Annotated in this window: 15 protein-coding genes; 5 read left to right on the top strand and 10 right to left on the bottom strand. The window is 70.7% G+C overall.

Annotation, left to right across the window (positions count from 1 at the left end):
- The first annotated feature begins 48 nt into the window (after nucleotides 1–48).
- Complete coding sequence (locus VM306_RS17620; RefSeq protein WP_325516099.1) at nucleotides 49–3,459, top strand: WD40 repeat domain-containing protein; 3,411 nt, start codon at nucleotides 49–51, stop codon at nucleotides 3,457–3,459.
- Here the strand turns inward: VM306_RS17620 and VM306_RS17615 are convergent.
- Nucleotides 3,456–4,004, bottom strand: coding sequence for a YbaK/EbsC family protein (locus VM306_RS17615; RefSeq protein WP_325516097.1), 549 nt, complete (start codon nucleotides 4,002–4,004; stop codon nucleotides 3,456–3,458). The two genes, VM306_RS17620 and VM306_RS17615, sit on opposite strands and share 4 nt — an antisense overlap.
- 204 nt (nucleotides 4,005–4,208) lie before the next feature.
- Here VM306_RS17615 and VM306_RS17610 point away from each other — a divergent pair, with 204 nt between their 5' ends.
- On the top strand, nucleotides 4,209–4,967 hold the full coding sequence (locus VM306_RS17610; protein ID WP_325516095.1) for a MerR family transcriptional regulator: 759 nt from the start codon (nucleotides 4,209–4,211) through the stop codon (nucleotides 4,965–4,967).
- Between the two features lie 33 nt (nucleotides 4,968–5,000).
- On the opposite strand, the gene VM306_RS17605 is transcribed toward VM306_RS17610, so the two are convergent.
- From VM306_RS17605 to VM306_RS17585, 5 genes are all read right to left on the bottom strand, one after another.
- Nucleotides 5,001–5,549 (bottom strand): type 1 glutamine amidotransferase domain-containing protein, encoded by a 549-nt coding sequence (locus tag VM306_RS17605; RefSeq protein ID WP_325516093.1) that lies wholly within the window; start codon nucleotides 5,547–5,549, stop codon nucleotides 5,001–5,003.
- A 9-nt stretch (nucleotides 5,550–5,558) separates the two neighbouring features.
- Nucleotides 5,559–6,215, bottom strand: coding sequence for an alpha/beta hydrolase (locus VM306_RS17600; protein ID WP_325516091.1), 657 nt, complete (start codon nucleotides 6,213–6,215; stop codon nucleotides 5,559–5,561).
- Nucleotides 6,212–6,505 carry a DUF2516 family protein gene (locus tag VM306_RS17595; RefSeq protein WP_325516172.1) on the bottom strand — a complete coding sequence of 98 codons (294 nt, stop codon included), beginning with the start codon at nucleotides 6,503–6,505 and terminating at the stop codon, nucleotides 6,212–6,214. The genes VM306_RS17600 and VM306_RS17595 overlap by 4 nt, the downstream gene beginning before the upstream one ends.
- 108 nt (nucleotides 6,506–6,613) lie before the next feature.
- Nucleotides 6,614–7,279, bottom strand: a complete 666-nt coding sequence (locus tag VM306_RS17590; protein WP_325516089.1) for a hypothetical protein — start codon at nucleotides 7,277–7,279, stop codon at nucleotides 6,614–6,616.
- Between the two features lie 5 nt (nucleotides 7,280–7,284).
- The gene (locus VM306_RS17585) at nucleotides 7,285–7,662 is read right to left on the bottom strand and encodes a helix-turn-helix transcriptional regulator (RefSeq protein WP_325516087.1); all 378 of its coding nucleotides are present in this window, start codon (nucleotides 7,660–7,662) and stop codon (nucleotides 7,285–7,287) included.
- A 118-nt stretch (nucleotides 7,663–7,780) separates the two neighbouring features.
- On the opposite strand from VM306_RS17585, the gene VM306_RS17580 reads away from it, so the two are divergent.
- Together VM306_RS17580 and VM306_RS17575 are read left to right on the top strand one after the other, a co-directional pair.
- On the top strand, nucleotides 7,781–8,848 hold the full coding sequence (locus VM306_RS17580) for a methyltransferase domain-containing protein (RefSeq protein ID WP_325516085.1): 1,068 nt from the start codon (nucleotides 7,781–7,783) through the stop codon (nucleotides 8,846–8,848).
- 72 nt (nucleotides 8,849–8,920) lie between these two features.
- The gene (locus VM306_RS17575) at nucleotides 8,921–10,939 is read left to right on the top strand and encodes an NACHT domain-containing protein (protein ID WP_325516083.1); all 2,019 of its coding nucleotides are present in this window, start codon (nucleotides 8,921–8,923) and stop codon (nucleotides 10,937–10,939) included.
- Here the strand turns inward: VM306_RS17575 and VM306_RS17570 are convergent.
- Genes VM306_RS17570 through VM306_RS17560 form a run of 3 tightly spaced genes read right to left on the bottom strand, consistent with a single transcriptional unit; the run spans nucleotide 10,875 to nucleotide 14,304 of the window.
- Entirely contained in the window at nucleotides 10,875–13,112 is a 2,238-nt protein-coding gene (locus VM306_RS17570) for an ABC transporter permease (RefSeq protein WP_325516081.1), read from the bottom strand. The genes VM306_RS17575 and VM306_RS17570 overlap by 65 nt on opposite strands.
- Entirely contained in the window at nucleotides 13,109–13,783 is a 675-nt protein-coding gene (locus VM306_RS17565) for an ABC transporter ATP-binding protein (protein WP_325516079.1), read from the bottom strand. Before VM306_RS17565 ends, VM306_RS17570 begins: the two co-directional genes overlap by 4 nt.
- Nucleotides 13,780–14,304, bottom strand: coding sequence for a PadR family transcriptional regulator (locus VM306_RS17560; RefSeq protein WP_325516077.1), 525 nt, complete (start codon nucleotides 14,302–14,304; stop codon nucleotides 13,780–13,782). The genes VM306_RS17565 and VM306_RS17560 overlap by 4 nt, the downstream gene beginning before the upstream one ends.
- 86 nt (nucleotides 14,305–14,390) lie before the next feature.
- Between VM306_RS17560 and VM306_RS17555 the strand changes: the two genes are divergently transcribed.
- Entirely contained in the window at nucleotides 14,391–14,888 is a 498-nt protein-coding gene (locus VM306_RS17555) for a CGNR zinc finger domain-containing protein (RefSeq protein ID WP_325516075.1), read from the top strand.
- On the opposite strand, the gene VM306_RS17550 is transcribed toward VM306_RS17555, so the two are convergent.
- A complete protein-coding gene (locus tag VM306_RS17550) occupies nucleotides 14,861–16,108 on the bottom strand; it encodes a DUF445 domain-containing protein (protein ID WP_414672405.1) in 1,248 nt (415 codons plus the stop codon). The genes VM306_RS17555 and VM306_RS17550 overlap by 28 nt on opposite strands.
- Nucleotides 16,109–16,176: the final 68 nt, after the last annotated feature.

Raw genomic sequence — 16,176 nt, 5'->3', positions numbered from 1 at the left:
GCAGTGGCGCGGGAGCTTTTCAATCAACTCGGATCAACTGGAGTCCGCGTGGGCAGACGAGAGCGGCCGATCGACCCCGGAGAGGGTCCTGTCCAGCGGTTCGCGTGGGAGCTGCGGCAGCTGCGGGAGAAGGCAGGCTCACCGAACTACCGGACGCTCGCCCAACGCGCGCACTACTCCGCCACGGCGCTGTCTCAAGCCGCGGCGGGAGAACAGCTGCCGTCGCTGGCGGTCGCACTCGCGTACGTCCAGGCGTGCGAAGGCGATGTGGCCCAATGGGAGCAGCGCTGGCGGCAGGCCGCCAAGGGGGAGGACGACTCGACGCCGTACCTCGGGCTGACGGCGTTCGGGATCTGCGACGCGGACCGGTTCTTCGGACGCGACGAACTGGCCGCCGACATCGTCGGCCGGATCAGGAGGCAGCGCGTCGTCGGCGTGTTCGGGCCGTCGGGGTCGGGCAAGTCCTCGCTCGTCCACGCCGGGGTGCTGCCGGCGCTGACGGACTGGACCGTCCTCACCGCGACGCCCACGACCTGGCGCGGCGGCCAGGCCGACCTCGTGGTGGTCGACCAGTTCGAGGAACTGTTCACCCACTTCGACAGCGCGGTCGACCGGGAGTCGTTCGTCGCATCACTGCTCGACGACGGCAAACGGGTGTTGCTGACCGTGCGAGCGGACTTCCTCGGCCACTGCGCCACGGTGCCCGCGCTGGTGGAGGCGTTGCGCGACGCCCAGGTACTCGTTGGGCCGATGACCGACGACGAGCTGAGGGCCGCCGTCGAGCAACCGGCCGTGCGCGCGGGGCTGAAGGTGCAGCCGGACATGCTCGCGGCCGTGATGGCCGACGTGCGAGGTCAGCCGGGCGCGCTGCCGTTGCTGTCCCACGCGCTGCTGGAGACGTGGCGGAGACGCGATCGCGGACGACTGACCCTCGACGGTTACCGCGCGAGTGGCGGGGTCGCCGGTGCCGTCGCCGCCACGGCCGAGAGCACCTACGCCGAGCTGTCCGTCCGAGAGCAAGCCGTCGCACGTGCGGTGCTGTTGAGGCTCGTGCAGACCCACGACGACGTGACCGACCTACGACGACGTGCACCGCTCGACGAGGTGATGGCCGCAGGCCGGCCGGCTGACACCGCACACGTCGTGAACGTGCTCGCGAACGCACGGCTGATCGTCGTCGCGGACGGCGTCGTCGAACTCGCGCACGAAGCGCTCGTGCGCGCGTGGCCCCGGTTGCGGAAGTGGATCGACGACGACCGCGAGTCGTTGCGGCTGCACCGCGACTTCACCACCGCAGCGACGGCGTGGCAGGCGGCCGGACGCGATCCCGGCGAGCTCTACCGGGGTGCCCGGCTCGCCGCGATGCGCGAGCTGTCGGGCCGGATCGAGTGGCCGATGTCGTCCAACGAGCTGGAACGCGAGTTCCTGCAGGCGGCGCTGGACGAGGAGAGCGCCTCCCGGCAGGCGGCGGACCAGCAGGCCCGCCGGTTGCGCACGCTGGTGAAGTCACTGGCCGTGCTGACGGTGGCGTGCCTGGCCGTGGCGTCCGTGGCCGTCGTGCAGGGCACCGCCGCCGTGCGGGAACAGCAGGTCGCCGAGTCGCGCCAGATCGCCGTGCAGGCGCAGGACCTCAGCGCGTCGTGGCCGGATGCCGCCGGAGAACTCGCCGTGGAGGCCTACCGGACATCGGCGACCGCGGAAGCACGCGGGGCGTTGTTGAGCACGGCGGCGTACAAGCCCGCGCGAACAGTGCTGAAGGACCACCGCGGACCGGTGCGCGCGATCGCATTCAGCGCGGACAGTTCGACTTTCGCCACTGCGGGCGATGACCACTCAGTGCTGCTGCGGTCGCCTTCTTCTTCTGACTCGCCGTCAGTCCTGGCGCAGCACAACGGCACCGTGCGCGCGCTCGCGTTCATGCCAGGCGGCGCGGTGCTCGTGTCCGCAGGTGAGGACAAGCGAATCATCCTGTGGGACACGAGAACCCGCCTGCCGTTGCGAACCATCTCCCTCGACTCGCCGATACGAGTGCTCGTGCTCACGGCGGACGGATCGACCGCTGCGGTCGCGACGGCTGACGGCCTGATCTCGCTGTGGCGCACGGACGACTGGACTCGGACGAACACAGTCGTGCACGAACTCGGCGAAGTCCACGCGCTTTCGTTGAACGGATCCGTGCTCGCCGCAGGTGGGGACAAGGGCACGTTGGTGGTGGAGAACGGCATCACGCGCACGTTCGCCGATCACAGCGCAGCCGTCCGCACGGTCGCACTGAGCCCCGACGGCCGTGTGCTTGCTTCCGGCGGAGACGACTACCAGGTGGTGCTGCGAGTGCTCGCGACCGGGAAGACGTCCGGACTGCGCAGGCACGTCGGCGGCGTGCACTCGGTGCAGTTCGACGCGACCGGCACCAAGGTCGTCTCGACCAGCGACGACGGCAGCATCCGCTGGTGGACCGTGCCCGACGGCGGGTGGCTGACCGGGCTGATCACCCGCACGCACCCGTTCTACGTGGCGGCGCTCAGCCCGGACGGCGCCTGGTTCGCGGCGGGCGGCGACGAGAGCGTCAGCCTCTGGAACCAGCCGCTGCCGCCCCTGACCGGGCACACCAGTCCGCCGGACGGCATCGCCCTGTCCCCCGACGGCGCGGTGCTGGCCACGGGCGGGCGCGACCGGATGGTCCTGCTGTGGGACCGCCAGGGCAGGCAGGCCGGGCGGATCGACGTGCCCGCGCACGTGACGGCGCTGGCGTTCCGGAGCGCCACCGAGGTCGTGGTCGCCGACATGCGCGGCGTGCTGTCGTCGTGGCGGACCGACGGCACGCCGCTGCGCACGTGGCAGGGGCATCAGGGCGCGATCAAGGGCCTGGTCGTGTCGGGCGACCGCGCGGTGACCGGCGGTGCGGACGGCGCGGTGGTGGTCTGGGACCTGAACTCCGCCGGGCCAGGCCACCCGCTGCCCCCCGGCCACTCGGGCCCGGTGAACACCGTGGCGCTGCTCGGCGACGCGGTGGCCTCGGGCGGCGCCGACGGCCGGGTGCTGCGGTGGTCCGGCGACCAGGTCGAGGTCGTCCGGGAGACCGGTCCCGCGGTGAAGTCGATCGCCGCCGTGCCGGGTTCGGACCTGCTGGTGGTCGGCGACGCGGGCGGGGAGGTCGCACTGTGGGGCCGCGGCGGCCGGGCGCGCACTCTCTTCACCGGCCGGGGCGCCATCGGAGCGGTCACGGCCAGCAAGGACGGCACGACCGTGGCGGCGGCCGCGAACGACAGCCTGATCACGTTGTGGCGGGTCGCCGAGGGCACCCAGGTCGCGACGCTGACCGGGCACACCGGCCCGGTCAACGCCGTGCTGTTCGACGACGGCGGCGACCTCACGTCGTCCGGCCCCGACCCGCGGGTGATCCGGTGGGAGCTGGACCCGGACCAGGTGATCGCCCGGCTCTGCGCGTCGGGTTGCTAGCGGGCCAGGCCCTCGAGGATCTCGGCGCCGGGCAGCTTCATCAGCACGTCGCCGGGGATGAGGATCTTGCTGCCGCGGATGCCGCTGCCCACGACCAGCTCGGGGGCGGCGGCCACCTCCGGTGACACGAGGATCGGCCAGTCCGCGGGCACGCCGATGGGCGTGATGCCGCCGTACTCCATGCCGGTCAACGCCACGGCCTCGTCCATCGGCGCGAACGACGCCTTGCGCGCGTCGAGCCGCTTGCGGATGACGCCGTTCACGTCGGCGCGCATGGTCGCCAGCACCATGCAGGCCGCATAACGGACCTGGTCACCGCGCTTGCCGGCGACGACGACGCAGTTGGCGGAGGCGGCCAGGGGCGAGCCGTAGTGCTCACAGAACTCGGCGGTGTCCGCGAGAGAGGCGTCGATCTCGGTGACGGCGACACGGTCGGCACCATCCAGTGACTTCAGCGCGGCCTCGACGGGCGCAGGCACCAGGTCGAGGCGAGACAGCACGGGAAAGGGTTCCAGCGACCCAGCGATGGTCCACACGGTGTCCATTGTCGCTGCTCCGCAGACTCCGGTGAATTCGCCTGGCAGCCGGTCGTCCGGCCACCGCTTCGCCGCGATTGGGCTTCGCCGAATCACGACGAAGGGGCGACCGGACAACCGGCGCGAATTCACACCCATCCTGCCAAACTCCGTTTGACTTTGACGCAGCGTCAACCTCTACCTTCGTTTTCAGAGCGCGAAGGGAGAGCCGAGATGGCCTGGTCGATCGCCCAGGTGGCCCGGATGTCGAAGGTGACGTCCAGGACGCTGCGGCACTACGACTCGATCGGGCTGCTGCCGCCGGCCTGGATCGGGGACAACGGCTACCGCTACTACGAGAAGGAACAGGTCCACCGCCTGCAGCAGATCCTGCTGCTGCGCGACCTGGGCCTGGGCCTCGACGTGGTCGCGGAGGTCGTGAACGGCACGGACCAGCTGACGGTCCTGCGCGACCACCACAGGTGGCTGCAGGAGGAGAAGCAACGGCTGGACCGGCTGGCGAACACCGTCGCGCGCACGATCGAGGAACTGGAAGGAGGGGACGAGGTGAAGATGGAAGAGCTCTTCGACGGCTTCGACGCGAAGACGCAGGAACGGCGTGAGGCCGAGCTCGTCGAACGCTACGGCGACGGCGCGCGGGAGCACATCGCCGAGAGCCGCGGGAAGATGAAGAACTGGACGCGTGCCGACGCGGACCGGTTCATGGCCGAGTGGAGGGACATCGCGGAGAAGCTCGGTGCCCTGTACACGGCGGGCACGGCGATCGACGCTCCTCGGACGCAGGAGCAGATCGACCGCCACTACCGCTGGATCTGCCTGAGCTGGACGCCCGACAGGGAGTCCTACAAGGGCCTCGGCGACCTCTACGTCGACTCGGACGAGTTCCGGGCCAACTTCGAGGTCGAGGGCGGCGGCAACATGGCCGGGTGGACCCGTGACGCCATGGCCCACTACGCCGAGACGCGTCTCTAGCACCTGACCGCCGGGAGCTGCAGATCCCGGCGCTCAGTCCAGCCCGAACGCCTTCAGGGCCTCGCGGTTGAACGCCGGCAGGTCGTCGGGAGTGCGGGAGGTCACGAGCGTCCACCCGTTCATGTCGCAGACCCGGACCTCCTGGTCGGCCCAGTCTCCGCCCGCGTTGCGGATGTCGGTCTGCAGGCTCGAGAACGACGTGAGCATCTTGCCGCGCACCACGTCCGCCTCGACGAGCAGCCACGGTCCGTGGCAGATCGACGCGATCGGCTTGCCCGCCGCGACCAGGGCTTTCACCAGCGCCACCGCGTCGGAGTCCATGCGCAGAAAATCCGCGTTGGCAACGCCGCCGGGAATCACAGCACCGTCGTAGTCCTCCGCCTCGGCGTCGGCGTACGTCGTGTCGACCGGGAACGAGTCGGCGGGCGTGAGGTGGTTGAAGCCCTTCACCTCGCCCAGCTTCGGCGCGAGCAGGCGCGGAACGCCACCGGCCTTCTCCACGTGCGTCCACGGGTCGGTGAGCTCGACCTGCTCGATGCCCTCCGTGTCGACCAGAAATGCGATCTTCTTCTGTTCAGCCATGCACTTCGGCTACCCGCCGAGGAACGAGACCAATCGGTGCCGGATCGCACCGCGGTGGGTGATCATCGGTGAGGGCGAGTCGATCAGCCACAGCTCACCGGCGGGGAACGCGGCGGCGGTCGCCTCTGCCACGTCCCCGGGGTGCAGCGGGTCGCCCACAGCCCCGATGACCAGCACCGGAACCGACACCGAGGCCAGCACAGAAGCATCAGGAACGGCCACCTGACCCGGCAGCTGCGAGGCCGCGGCTTCGAGGCGGCCCAACGCGGCGCGGCGCTCGGCGACGTAGGCGGGCGGGCCGACGGTCAGGTCGGAGAGCTGCTGCAACGTGAACGACTGCCTCGGCTGGTCGAGGACGGCGGGCAGCAGCAGCGCCACGCGGCGAAAACGATCCGGTTCGAGCGAGAGCAGCCGCACCAGCGCCCCGGCGCCCAGGGAGACGCCGACGGCCTGGTCAGCGGGAACGGACGAGAGATCGGCCGCGATCCGGCCGTAGTCCCAGTACCCGGGAGGTGCGTCCGGGGCGTCGGCGTGCGACGGGAGCGTCACGACGACACGGGTGCCGGGAAGCCCGGAGGCGGGGACGCGCGCCTCGCCGGCGGTGGCGCCGAGCCCGTGGGCGACCAGGGTCACCGGCGAGCCGGAGCCGTAGGACCGGGTGATCACCAGCGGGGGCCGCGCTGGACCTCGATCAGCTTCGGGCGCACGTCCACCATGTACACGAGGACGGCGACGAGGCCGGCCAGCCAGAAGATCGACCCGATGCCACCGGGCGTGAACAACAGCATCGCCGCTGTCCCGCCGCCGGTGATGCCCAGCCAGGCGGGCTTGGTCATGCGCTCGATCGCGGTGTAGGCGTCCACCCGCTGGGTCAGCGCGTGGAAGAACGCGAACAGCCCCAGGATGCTGAACCCGAGGTCGAACACGAAGTACACGACGCTGTCGAGGTACCAGATGCTGAAGATCGGGAAGTCGAACACGCACCCAGCCTACGTGCCGGTACGGCGAGGGGGGAGCGGCCCTCTCGGACCACTCCCCTCTCGGGCGAAAACGTCAGACCCGGATCACTTGGTGGTGTTCGGCGTGGTCTTCTTCGGAGCGGCGGTGGTGGCGGGGGTCGTCGTCGTGGCCGCCGGCTTGCGCGGCGCGGTGCGGTTCGCGGCCTTGCGCGTGGTGCTGCGGACCTCGTGCGCGGCGTCGCCACCGACCTCGACGATCTCCTCGGCCAGCTTCTCGGCGCTGTTCTCGACCTGGTTGGCGACCTTCTCGCCGACCGAGCGGGTGCGGCGGGTCACCTTGCCGAGGACGTCGTCGGCGATCACCTTGGCGTCGGCGGCGGCGGTCCCGGCGCGCTTCTGCGCGGCCCCGACGGCCTGCTCGACCTGCACCACGGCCTGCTTGACCTGCGGCTGGGCCTTGATCTGCTCCAGCGTCTGCTCGCCCTGCTCAGCGAGGTAGGTGTACAGGTTCACCGCGGAGGCGGTGTAGGCGTCGACCAGCTTCTTGAGCTCGGCCGGCTGCAGCTTCTCGCGCAGGTCGCCGAACTCGGCGGGCAGGTCCTTGGCCTGGACGCGGGCCTCGTCGGCGCGCTCCTTGGCCTTGGTCAGGGCCTCGACCACGGCCTTGGCGGCGAGGTCACCGGCGCCGAGGGCGGCGAGGAGGGCCTGACGCGCGGCGTGGGCGCCCTGCTCGGCGGCCTTGCGGACGTCGTCCTGGGTGAGCTTCGGCATGGAGATCAGTCCTCCTTGTTGGTGGCGGTGTTCTCCCGCCTGAAAGATTCGTAGACGTCGAGCAGGACCTGCTTCTGCCGCTCGGTCAGATCGGTCGCGGCGACGATGGCGTCCGCCAACGCACCGCCTTCGCGCTGCTGGAGGATCCCGGCCTCGACGTAGAGCGCCTCCGCCGAGATGCGCAGCCCTTTGGCGATCTGCTGGAGGATCTCCGCGCTGGGCTTGCGCAGTCCTCGCTCGATCTGGCTCAGGTAGGGGTTGGAGACACCCGCCTGCTTCGCCAGCTCCCGCAGGGAGATCTTGGCGCTGTTGCGCTGTTCGCGGATGTACTCACCGATGTTGCGGCCGAGGTCCGCGACTGCTTCGTCGATGGACTTGTCCACTGTTCCCGCTCCCGTTCCTCGTGCCACCGACCACGTTAGCGACGGGTGCTAGCAGTTGCAAGCACCCTGCTAGCAATCGCTGCGTGTGCTGCGCCACAGGACTACCGTGACGGGTGACATGGACGACGCCGGAACCCTCAGAGCCGAGCTGGCGGACCAGCTGCTCGGCGACGGCGTGCTGCGCGATCCGAGGTGGCTCAACGCCTTCCGCTCGGTCCCGCGGCACGAGTTCCTGCCGGTCTTCTACCGCCAGCTGCACGACGGCGACTGGGAACGGGTCACCGCGGCGCACCCGGACTGGCTGGAGCTGGTCTACGCCGACCGCGTCTGGGTCACCCAGTTCGACGGTGACGACACGGTGATCGGCGGCGCTCCGACGTGCTCGTCGAGCATGCCCACGATCATGGCGATCATGCTGGAGGCACTGGATGTCCACAGGGGACAGTCGGTGCTGGAGGTGGGCACTGGCACGGGGTACAACGCGGCTCTGCTGTGCCACGTCGCGGGTTCCGCGAACGTGACGACGATCGACGTCGACCCGAACATCTCCCGGCGAGCGCGGGAAAGACTGCGGCGCAACGGGTTCGAGCCGACGTGCATCACGGGTGACGGAGCGCTCGGCCATCCGGGGCGCGCGCCGTACGACCGCGTGCTGGCCACGTGCTCCGTCTCGACCATCCCGGCCGCCTGGCTGGAGCAGACCCGGCCCGGCGGTCTGGTCGTCACGACGCTGCACCGCCCGATCGGCGCCGGGCTGGTCAGGATCTCGTCGAACGGAGACGGCACCGGCGAAGGCCGCGTTCTGGTCGAGGACGGGCGTTTCATGCCGTTGCGCGCGCACGCCCGTCCGCCCGCGCTCGCCGGGGAAGGCACGTTCGAACGCGGCAGGACCACGCTGCCGCTGGCCACCGTGATCGACCCGGCCAGCCCGTTCGAGTTCTTCGCGGGCATCGCCCTGCCCGGCGTCGTCGCCGGCCGCGACTGGCTGGCCCACCCGGACGGCTCGTGGGTGCACCACCACGGCTCGCACGTCGACCAGGGCGGTCCGCGCCGGCTGTGGGACCTGGCGGAACGGGCCGTCGCCGAGTGGCGTGAGCTGGGCGAACCGCGCAGGCAGCACTTCGGGGTCACCATCGGGCACGACGGCCAGTTCCTGACGTTCGGCGATCACCACTGGCATCTGTGATCAACAACTGAACGTCACGACACGGGTCACTGAATCGACTACGGGTGGATGCGGTGCGTCATGATGCGACGCATGTCCAGATTCCGTCAGCGGGCGTTGCTGACCGGCTGCGTGCTGACCGCGTTGCTCACCGCCGCCGGGCTGTTCGTGACCGACCACGGCATCGACGCGCACCTGTGGCTGGTCGTGCTCGCGGTGGCGTTCCTGGGCTTGCTGGCGCTGCTCGACCCGTGGCTGCGGCGCAGGCACAACGCCGCGCTGAGCACCGACGAGCACCTCGACGCCGCGTGCCGCGCGCTCGCCGTCGGCCTGCAGGCGCAGTGGAACGAGGAGGTGCGCTCGCGCGGTCTCGCCGAACCCGACCTGCTCGACCTGCACTGGACCGCTCCCGAGCTGGACGTCAGCTCCGAGGCGCCCGCCCCGCCGGGACGCAGCGACGCGGTGGTCGGCGCGTTCGAACGGCAGGCCAACCGCCGCATGGTGGTCATCGGCGACGCGGGCACCGGCAAGTCGACGGTCGCGATGCTGCTCACGTGCGGTCTGCTCGACCGCTACGACGGCGGCATGGTGCCCGTCCTGCTGCCCCTGTCGACGTGGGACCCGGCGGCCGAGGACATCCGCACGTGGATCACCCGCAGGCTGTACGAGGACCACCCGGCGCTGCGCAACACCGAGCTGTACGGCAGCTACGCCGGTGACCTGCTGGTCGAGCAGCGCCTCGTGCTGCCCGTGCTGGACGGCCTCGACGACGTCCCCGGCCACCAGCGCGCGGACGCGCTCGCCCGCATCACCAGGGCGTTCCCCGCCAACCGGCCCCTGGTGCTGACCTGCCGCACGGCCGAGTTCGCGCAGGCCGTGCGCGCCGCCGGCGCGGTGCCGGGCGCGGACGTCGTCGAACTGGCGCCGCTCGACCTGGAGGAGGTCGCCGCCTACCTGCGGGCCAGCGCCGACAGCTGGGGCGCGGCGCGGTGGGAGCCGGTGTTCATCCACCTGCGAGAGGAACCGGACGGCAGGCTCGCGGACGCGTTGTCGACGCCGCTCACGATGTGGCTCGCCGGCATGGTCTACGCCGACGACGAGGCGGAACCGACCGAACTGCTCGACCGCGGCCGCTTCCCCGGCGCACGGGCGATCTCCGACCACCTCTGCGACGCGCTGGTGTCGCGGGCGTTCGGCAACAGGGCGTTCGCGCACCACGCCAAGGCGTCGCAGGTCTGGCCGCGCGACCGCGCCCGCCGCTGGCTCGAGTTCCTCGCCCACGAGATGCGCGACCGCGGCATCCGCGAGCTGGCCTGGTGGGAGCTGCGCCGGTCGGTGGGAACCACGTGGCTCGCCGTGCTCGGCGCACTGGTGCTGGGCGCGATCGGCGGGTTCGGCGTCGGCTGGCTGATGGCGTACTCGATCACGCCGTCGCTCGCGCCGGTCACCGGTCTGGTCGCGGGCATCGCCGTCGGCGGGGCCGCGCTGACGGCGTCGCGCGAGGGCAGGTCCAAGCCACGCTTGGGGATCTGGCGCAGCCTGCTGCTCGTCCCCGGTGTGCTGGGACTGGCCGCGGGACTGGTCTTCGGTGCCCTGTACGGGCTTTCCGCCGGACTCGTGGTCGGGCTGGGCCTCGCGGTGGCGGTCGCGCTGCGGTTCGCGCTGACGAGCTCCGCCGAGCTCTCGCAGGCTTCCAGTCCTCAGTGGACGATGGAACGCGACAGGATCGCGGTGTGGACCGGGTCCCTGGTCCTGGCGGTGGTCTTCGGCTCGGCGGCGGCGCTGGTGTTCGGTCCCGCCCAGACCGGGATGGTCGGGCTGGGTCTCGCGTCGGGGCTGATGCTCGGGTTCGCGCTCGCCGTGCTGCACCTGCGCTGGTGGTGGTTCACCGTCGCGCGGATCTGGCTGGCGATGCGCGGGAAGCTGCCCTGGGAGCTGATGGTCTTCCTGGAGGACGCGCGCAAGCTCGGCGTGCTCTGCCGGGCGGGAGCCTGCTACCAGTTCCGGCACGGACTGGTGCAGGACCGCCTGGCAGAGCACGAGGTGACTACTCGGTCCGCAGGCCGAGCGCTCCGGTCGCCCTCCTCAGCGAAGGCAACGTCAGAGCGGTGACGGCGAGGGTCAGGCCCACGACGATCCCGGTGATGAGCCCGATGCCGGCCCAGTCGTAGACGACCTCGGTGCCGAACACCCGCATCATCAGCGCCCCGAGCCCGATACCGGTGGCCAGCGACACGATCGTGGAGATCGCGAGCGGCAGGGCGTTCTGCCACAGCAGCGACCGCGCGAGCGTGCCGCGCGGCACCCCGCTCGCCGCCATCATCGCGAGCGGCCTGCGCCGTTCCCGCACCTGCTCCAGGGCCACGACCAGCAGTGACGCGGCCGCGACGAGCAACGTGAGCAGCGAACCGGCCAGCAGCGCCCGGCGGATCACGCCGAACACCCGGTCCGCCTCGTCGGTGTCGTCCTGGCCGACGTAGTAGGTGTGCGCCTGCCACGGGTAGGCCACCAGCGCGTTGCGCACGTGCTCGGCGACGTCGGGCACCGAGACGTCGAGCTCGGCGACGAGCTCGGACCCCGCGGTCGGCAGACCGCGTGCGGCCGCCGGGGTGACGAGGAGACCGGGACGGGTGCCCTCGACCGGCTCCACCGCCGGCACCGTCCACTTCTCGCCGGAGTCCCTGACCGTGAGCACGTCACCGGCGCTGGCTTCCGCCCACCCGTTGGAGTACGGCACGACGTAGGCCTTCCCGTCCGCGCAGTCCGGGAGGGCCGCCTGCGACCGCAGCGCCTCGCACGAGGCGACGCTGATGGAGACGAAGCCACCACGGCGCACCTCGGCGTACGCCTGACCGATCTCGTGCACGCCTTTCACGCCGTCGGTCTTCTCGAGCGACTCGACGATGCCGCGGGTACTCGCGGCCGAGTCCGGGTTGACGGTCAGGTAGTTGAACGACGCCTCCTTCTTCTCGTCGGTCCGCACGTCCTGTTCCACCCCCGCCAGCAACATCTGCAACGTGACGGTGCCCGCGAGCACGACCGCCACGCCCCCGACGACACGCGCCGCCGTGCCGCTGTCCAGCTGCAACCGGCGCACCGCGAGCTGCAGCGCCGGCGTGTGGCCCCGCACCATGAACACGACGCGTTCCACCAGCCACGGCAACAGCACGGGAATGCCGAGCATCAACAGGACGATGCCGGCGACCACCTGCCACTCGCCCGGCTTCTCCGCGGTGCCGAGCTTGCCGATCTGGCTGACGAGCAGCGCCACACCGGCCGCGACCGGCACGAGCCGCCACCAGAGCCTGCGCCGCACCGGCTTCTGGTCCCGCACCACGCCCAGCGGCTCGATGATCGTGCGGCGCATCGCCACCAGCGACGTGACCACCGCGAGCACCGGCACCGCCACGACCACGGTGAGCGTGAGCGCGGGTGCGGGCATGACGTCGCTGGAGAAGGCGGAGAGCTCCGCGATGCTGATCCCGCTGACGGACGGGCGGACCGCGAAGAAGATCGCGAACCCGACCACGAGCCCGGCGAGCGCACCGGCCAGCGCCTCCCCCGACGCGATCAGCCGCACCCTGCTCGCCGCCGCGCCGACCAGCCGCAGCGCCGCGAGCCTGCGGTCGCGCTGGGCGGCGGCGAGCCTCGTCGCGACCCCGACGAACACGAGCACCGGGAACAGCAGCACCACCAGGCCGACCACGCTGAGCAGCCACAGCGCCGGGTCCATCCCGCCACCCCCGTCATCGCCGACGCCCCAGCGGTAGACGGTGTTGACGCCCGGTTCCTCCTGGACCCTCGCGTCACCGGCGTAGAAATGGAGCTCGTTCGGGTTCTCGAGCCCCGCCTGGCCGATCGTGCCGACGACCCGCTGCGGAAACCGCGGCCTGAGCAGTTCGCCGCCCGGTGCGGCGAGCAGCTTCGCGAGCGCGGGTGACACGAAGATCTCGCCGTCACCGGGCACCCTGTCGATGCCCGGCGGCACGGGGGCCTCCGGTGACCGCGCCTTGAGGTACAGGCCCCGGATGAACTCGGAGCGGAACGCGTGGCCGTGCTCGATCGCCAGCAGCGGTGCCGGTCCGGTGCCCTGGGCCACGGACCTGCGGGCGTCCTGCCGGTCGTCCCGTGCGTCCATCACGTGCGGCAGCGAGGCGGCGAACAGCAGCAGCGCGACGCCGAGACCGATGCCGACACCCTGGAGTGCGAGCCTCGCCCAGGACTTCCGGCTGCCCCCGACGGCCAGCCGGACCCCCAGGGCGAGGTCGCTGATCACCCGCTTCACCGGGCGAACTCCACGTCACGCGAACGTCCATCGCGCACCACGACCTCGCGGTCGGAGTAGGCGGCGACACGGGGTTCGTGCGTGACGAGCACGACGGCGGCACCCGTCTCGCGGGCCGCGGCCGTGAGCAGGTGCATGACCCGTTCGCCGTTGAGCGAGTCGAGCGCGCCGGTCGGCTCGTCGGCGAAGATCACCTTCGGCCCGGTGACCAGGGCGCGGGCGACCGCGACGCGTTGCCCCTGACCGCCGGAGGTCTCGCCGGGGCGCTGGTCGGCGACGCCGTCGACCTCCAGCCGGCCGAGCCAGTCCGTCGCGGCCCGCTCGGCGTCCTTGCGCTTCATGCCGCTCAGGCGCAGCGGCAGCGCCACGTTCTCCAGGCAGGTCAGCTCGGGCACGAGCTGGCCGAACTGGAAGACGAACCCGAACTCGGTGCGCCGCAGCTCGCTGCGGGCGCCGTCGTTCATCGCCGTCAGGTCCTGGTCGCGGTAGTGCACCGTGCCCTTGTCCGGCGGCAGGATGCCCGCGAGGCAGTGCAGCAGCGTGGACTTGCCGGAGCCCGACGGCCCCATCACCGCCACGACCTCACCGGCGCGGATCGAGATGCCCGCGCCGTCGAGCGCGTGCGTCTTGCCGAACGACTTGACCAGGCCCTCTGCCTTCAACAGGCTCATCGCGCGACCTCCACGGCCAGCTGGTCCAGACGGGCGGCGGTCAGTTCGAGCCACCGCAGGTCCGCTTCGAGGTGGAACAGGGCGAAGTCGCAGATGAGCTGGTCGGCCAGGTCGCCGTCGACCTTGCGCTTGGTCAGCTCGCGCATCGTGGTGAGGTGCGCCGCGCGTTGTGCGTCGAGCACCTCCGTGGCGCTGCGACCCGACAGCAGGGCCAGCACCACCTTCGCGTACAGGGTGTTCTGGAGGTACGGCTCCGGCTTCTCCGGGGTGCCGAGCCAGCGCTCCACGTCGGTGACGCCGGCGTCCGTGATCGCGTACCGCTTCCGCTCCGGACCGTCACCGGCTTCCACACCCGCCTCGGTGACGAGGCCGTTCTTCAGCAGTCTCGACAGGGTGGAGTACACCTGCCCGTAGTGCAGCGGCCGGTCCTGACCAAAGCGTTCGTCATAGGCGCGCTTGAGGTCGTACCCGTGCCTTGGACCGCCTTCTAGCAGGCCCAACAGTGCGTGTCCGATCGACATGAGGAGCACTATACACACCATGTATACACGGGGTGTATTCATCGGATGCCCTGACGGGTGACCGCCGTGGCGCCTACAGTGGTGGGGTGACTGGTCTGACTGTCGGCTGGGATCACGACGTCGAGCTGCTGCTCGACTTCCTGAACACTCGACACGTACTGGACAGTGAAGCCTCCTGGCGCGCGTGGGTGACCGAGCGCGGCCTCGGGCGGAGCAGCGAAATCGCGCAGGCGCGCGCGGCCCGTGCGGCGCTGAGATCGTCCATCGAGGGATCTTCAGGGCCGCACACGGCCGCGGGCGTGGTGCACATCGAGCTCACCGACGGCGTCCCGGTGCTGTCGAGCTCGGACGCGCTCGGCGCGGTGCTCGCCGCTTCGGCCCGCCTCGCGGTGCTGGGCTCGTGGGAACGCTTCAAGATCTGTCCCGCCGAGGACTGCCGCCGTGCGTTCTTCGACCGTTCGCGCAACCGCTCGCGCACCTGGTGCTCGATGCAGGTGTGCGGGAACCGCGAGAAGGCCCGCACGTTCCGGAGACGGACCCGCGCCCAGAACACATCTCAGAACAGCAAGCTGGCCACGGTGTAGATCACCAGGCCGGCGAGCGCGCCGACCACGGTTCCGTTGATCCGGATGAACTGCAGGTCCCTGCCGACCTGCAGTTCGATCTTGCGCGAGGTCTCCTCGGCGTCCCAGCGCTCGACCGTGTCGGTGATCAGCGTGGTGATCTCCGCGCGGTAGTTGCCCACGACGTACCCGGCGGCCTGCTCCAGCCAGCCGTCGACCTTGGCGCGCAGCCGGGGGTCGTCGGTCAGGTTCGTGCCGAGCGTGATCAGACCCTGCGTGACGCGCTTGCGCAGTTCACTGGACGGGTCCTCGGCGGCGTCGATGAGCATCTTCTTCGCCGTGCCCCACGCACTGCTGATCAGCTTCTGCACGTCCGGGTGGTTGATGACCTGCTGCTTGACCTGCTCGGCGCGCTGCATCGTCGCCGGGTCGCTCTGCATGTCCGTGGAGAACTCGAGCAGGAACTGGTCCACGGCCAGCCGCATCGGGTGGTTGACGTCGGTCTTCACGGCCCACGCGAAGTTGACGAGCTCGGTGTAGACCTTGTCGCCGAGCATGGCGTCGACGAACTTGGGCGACCACGTGGGCGCGCGGTCCGTGACGATGAGGCTGACCTTGTCGTAGTTGTCGCGCACCCACTCGTAGGCGCGGTCGCACATGAGGTCGACGAGCTTGTGGTGAGCGCCGTCCGCCAGCACCTGGTTGAGCAGCTTGCCCAGCGGCGGCCCCCAGGGCTTCTCGGTCACCCGCTTGACGATCGCCTGCTCCACGACGGCCTGCACCACGTCGTCCTTGAGCACGGTGATCGCACCCTTGAGCACGTTCGCCATCTCGGTGGTGATGCGCTCGGCGTTCTCGGGCTGCTTGACCCACGCGCCGGCGCGCTCGGCGATACCGGCCCGGCGCAGCTTGTCCTGCACCACCTCGGGACTGAGGAAGTTGACGCCGACGAAGTCGCCGAGCGTCTGGCCGAACATGTTCTTGCGCTCGGGGATGATCGCGGTGTGCGGGATCGGCAGCCCGAGGGGCCGCCGGAACAGGGCGGTCACGGCGAACCAGTCGGCCAGGGCGCCGACCATGCCGGCCTCCGCGGCGGCCCGCACGTAGCCGACCCAGGCGCCCTCGAACGCGTGGGTGGCGAAGAAGATGACCGTCGCGCCGACGAGGAAGCTCGTCGCGACGAGCTTCATCTTGCGCAGGTCCTTGCGCTTCCGCTGGTCAGCGGCGGTCAGTTGCTCCACGGGTCCATTGTCCGTCAACTTCTCGATCTGGGGGCGAGCTCGCGCTCGGCTCCTCGAGTCGCGTTCTC

Origin of the sequence: Lentzea sp., from assembly GCF_035525475.1 — a bacterium.
Taxonomy (GTDB): domain Bacteria; phylum Actinomycetota; class Actinomycetes; order Mycobacteriales; family Pseudonocardiaceae; genus Lentzea.
The sequence above is the reverse complement of the archived record's forward strand: the minus strand, read 5'-3'. Positions and strand labels throughout refer to the sequence as shown.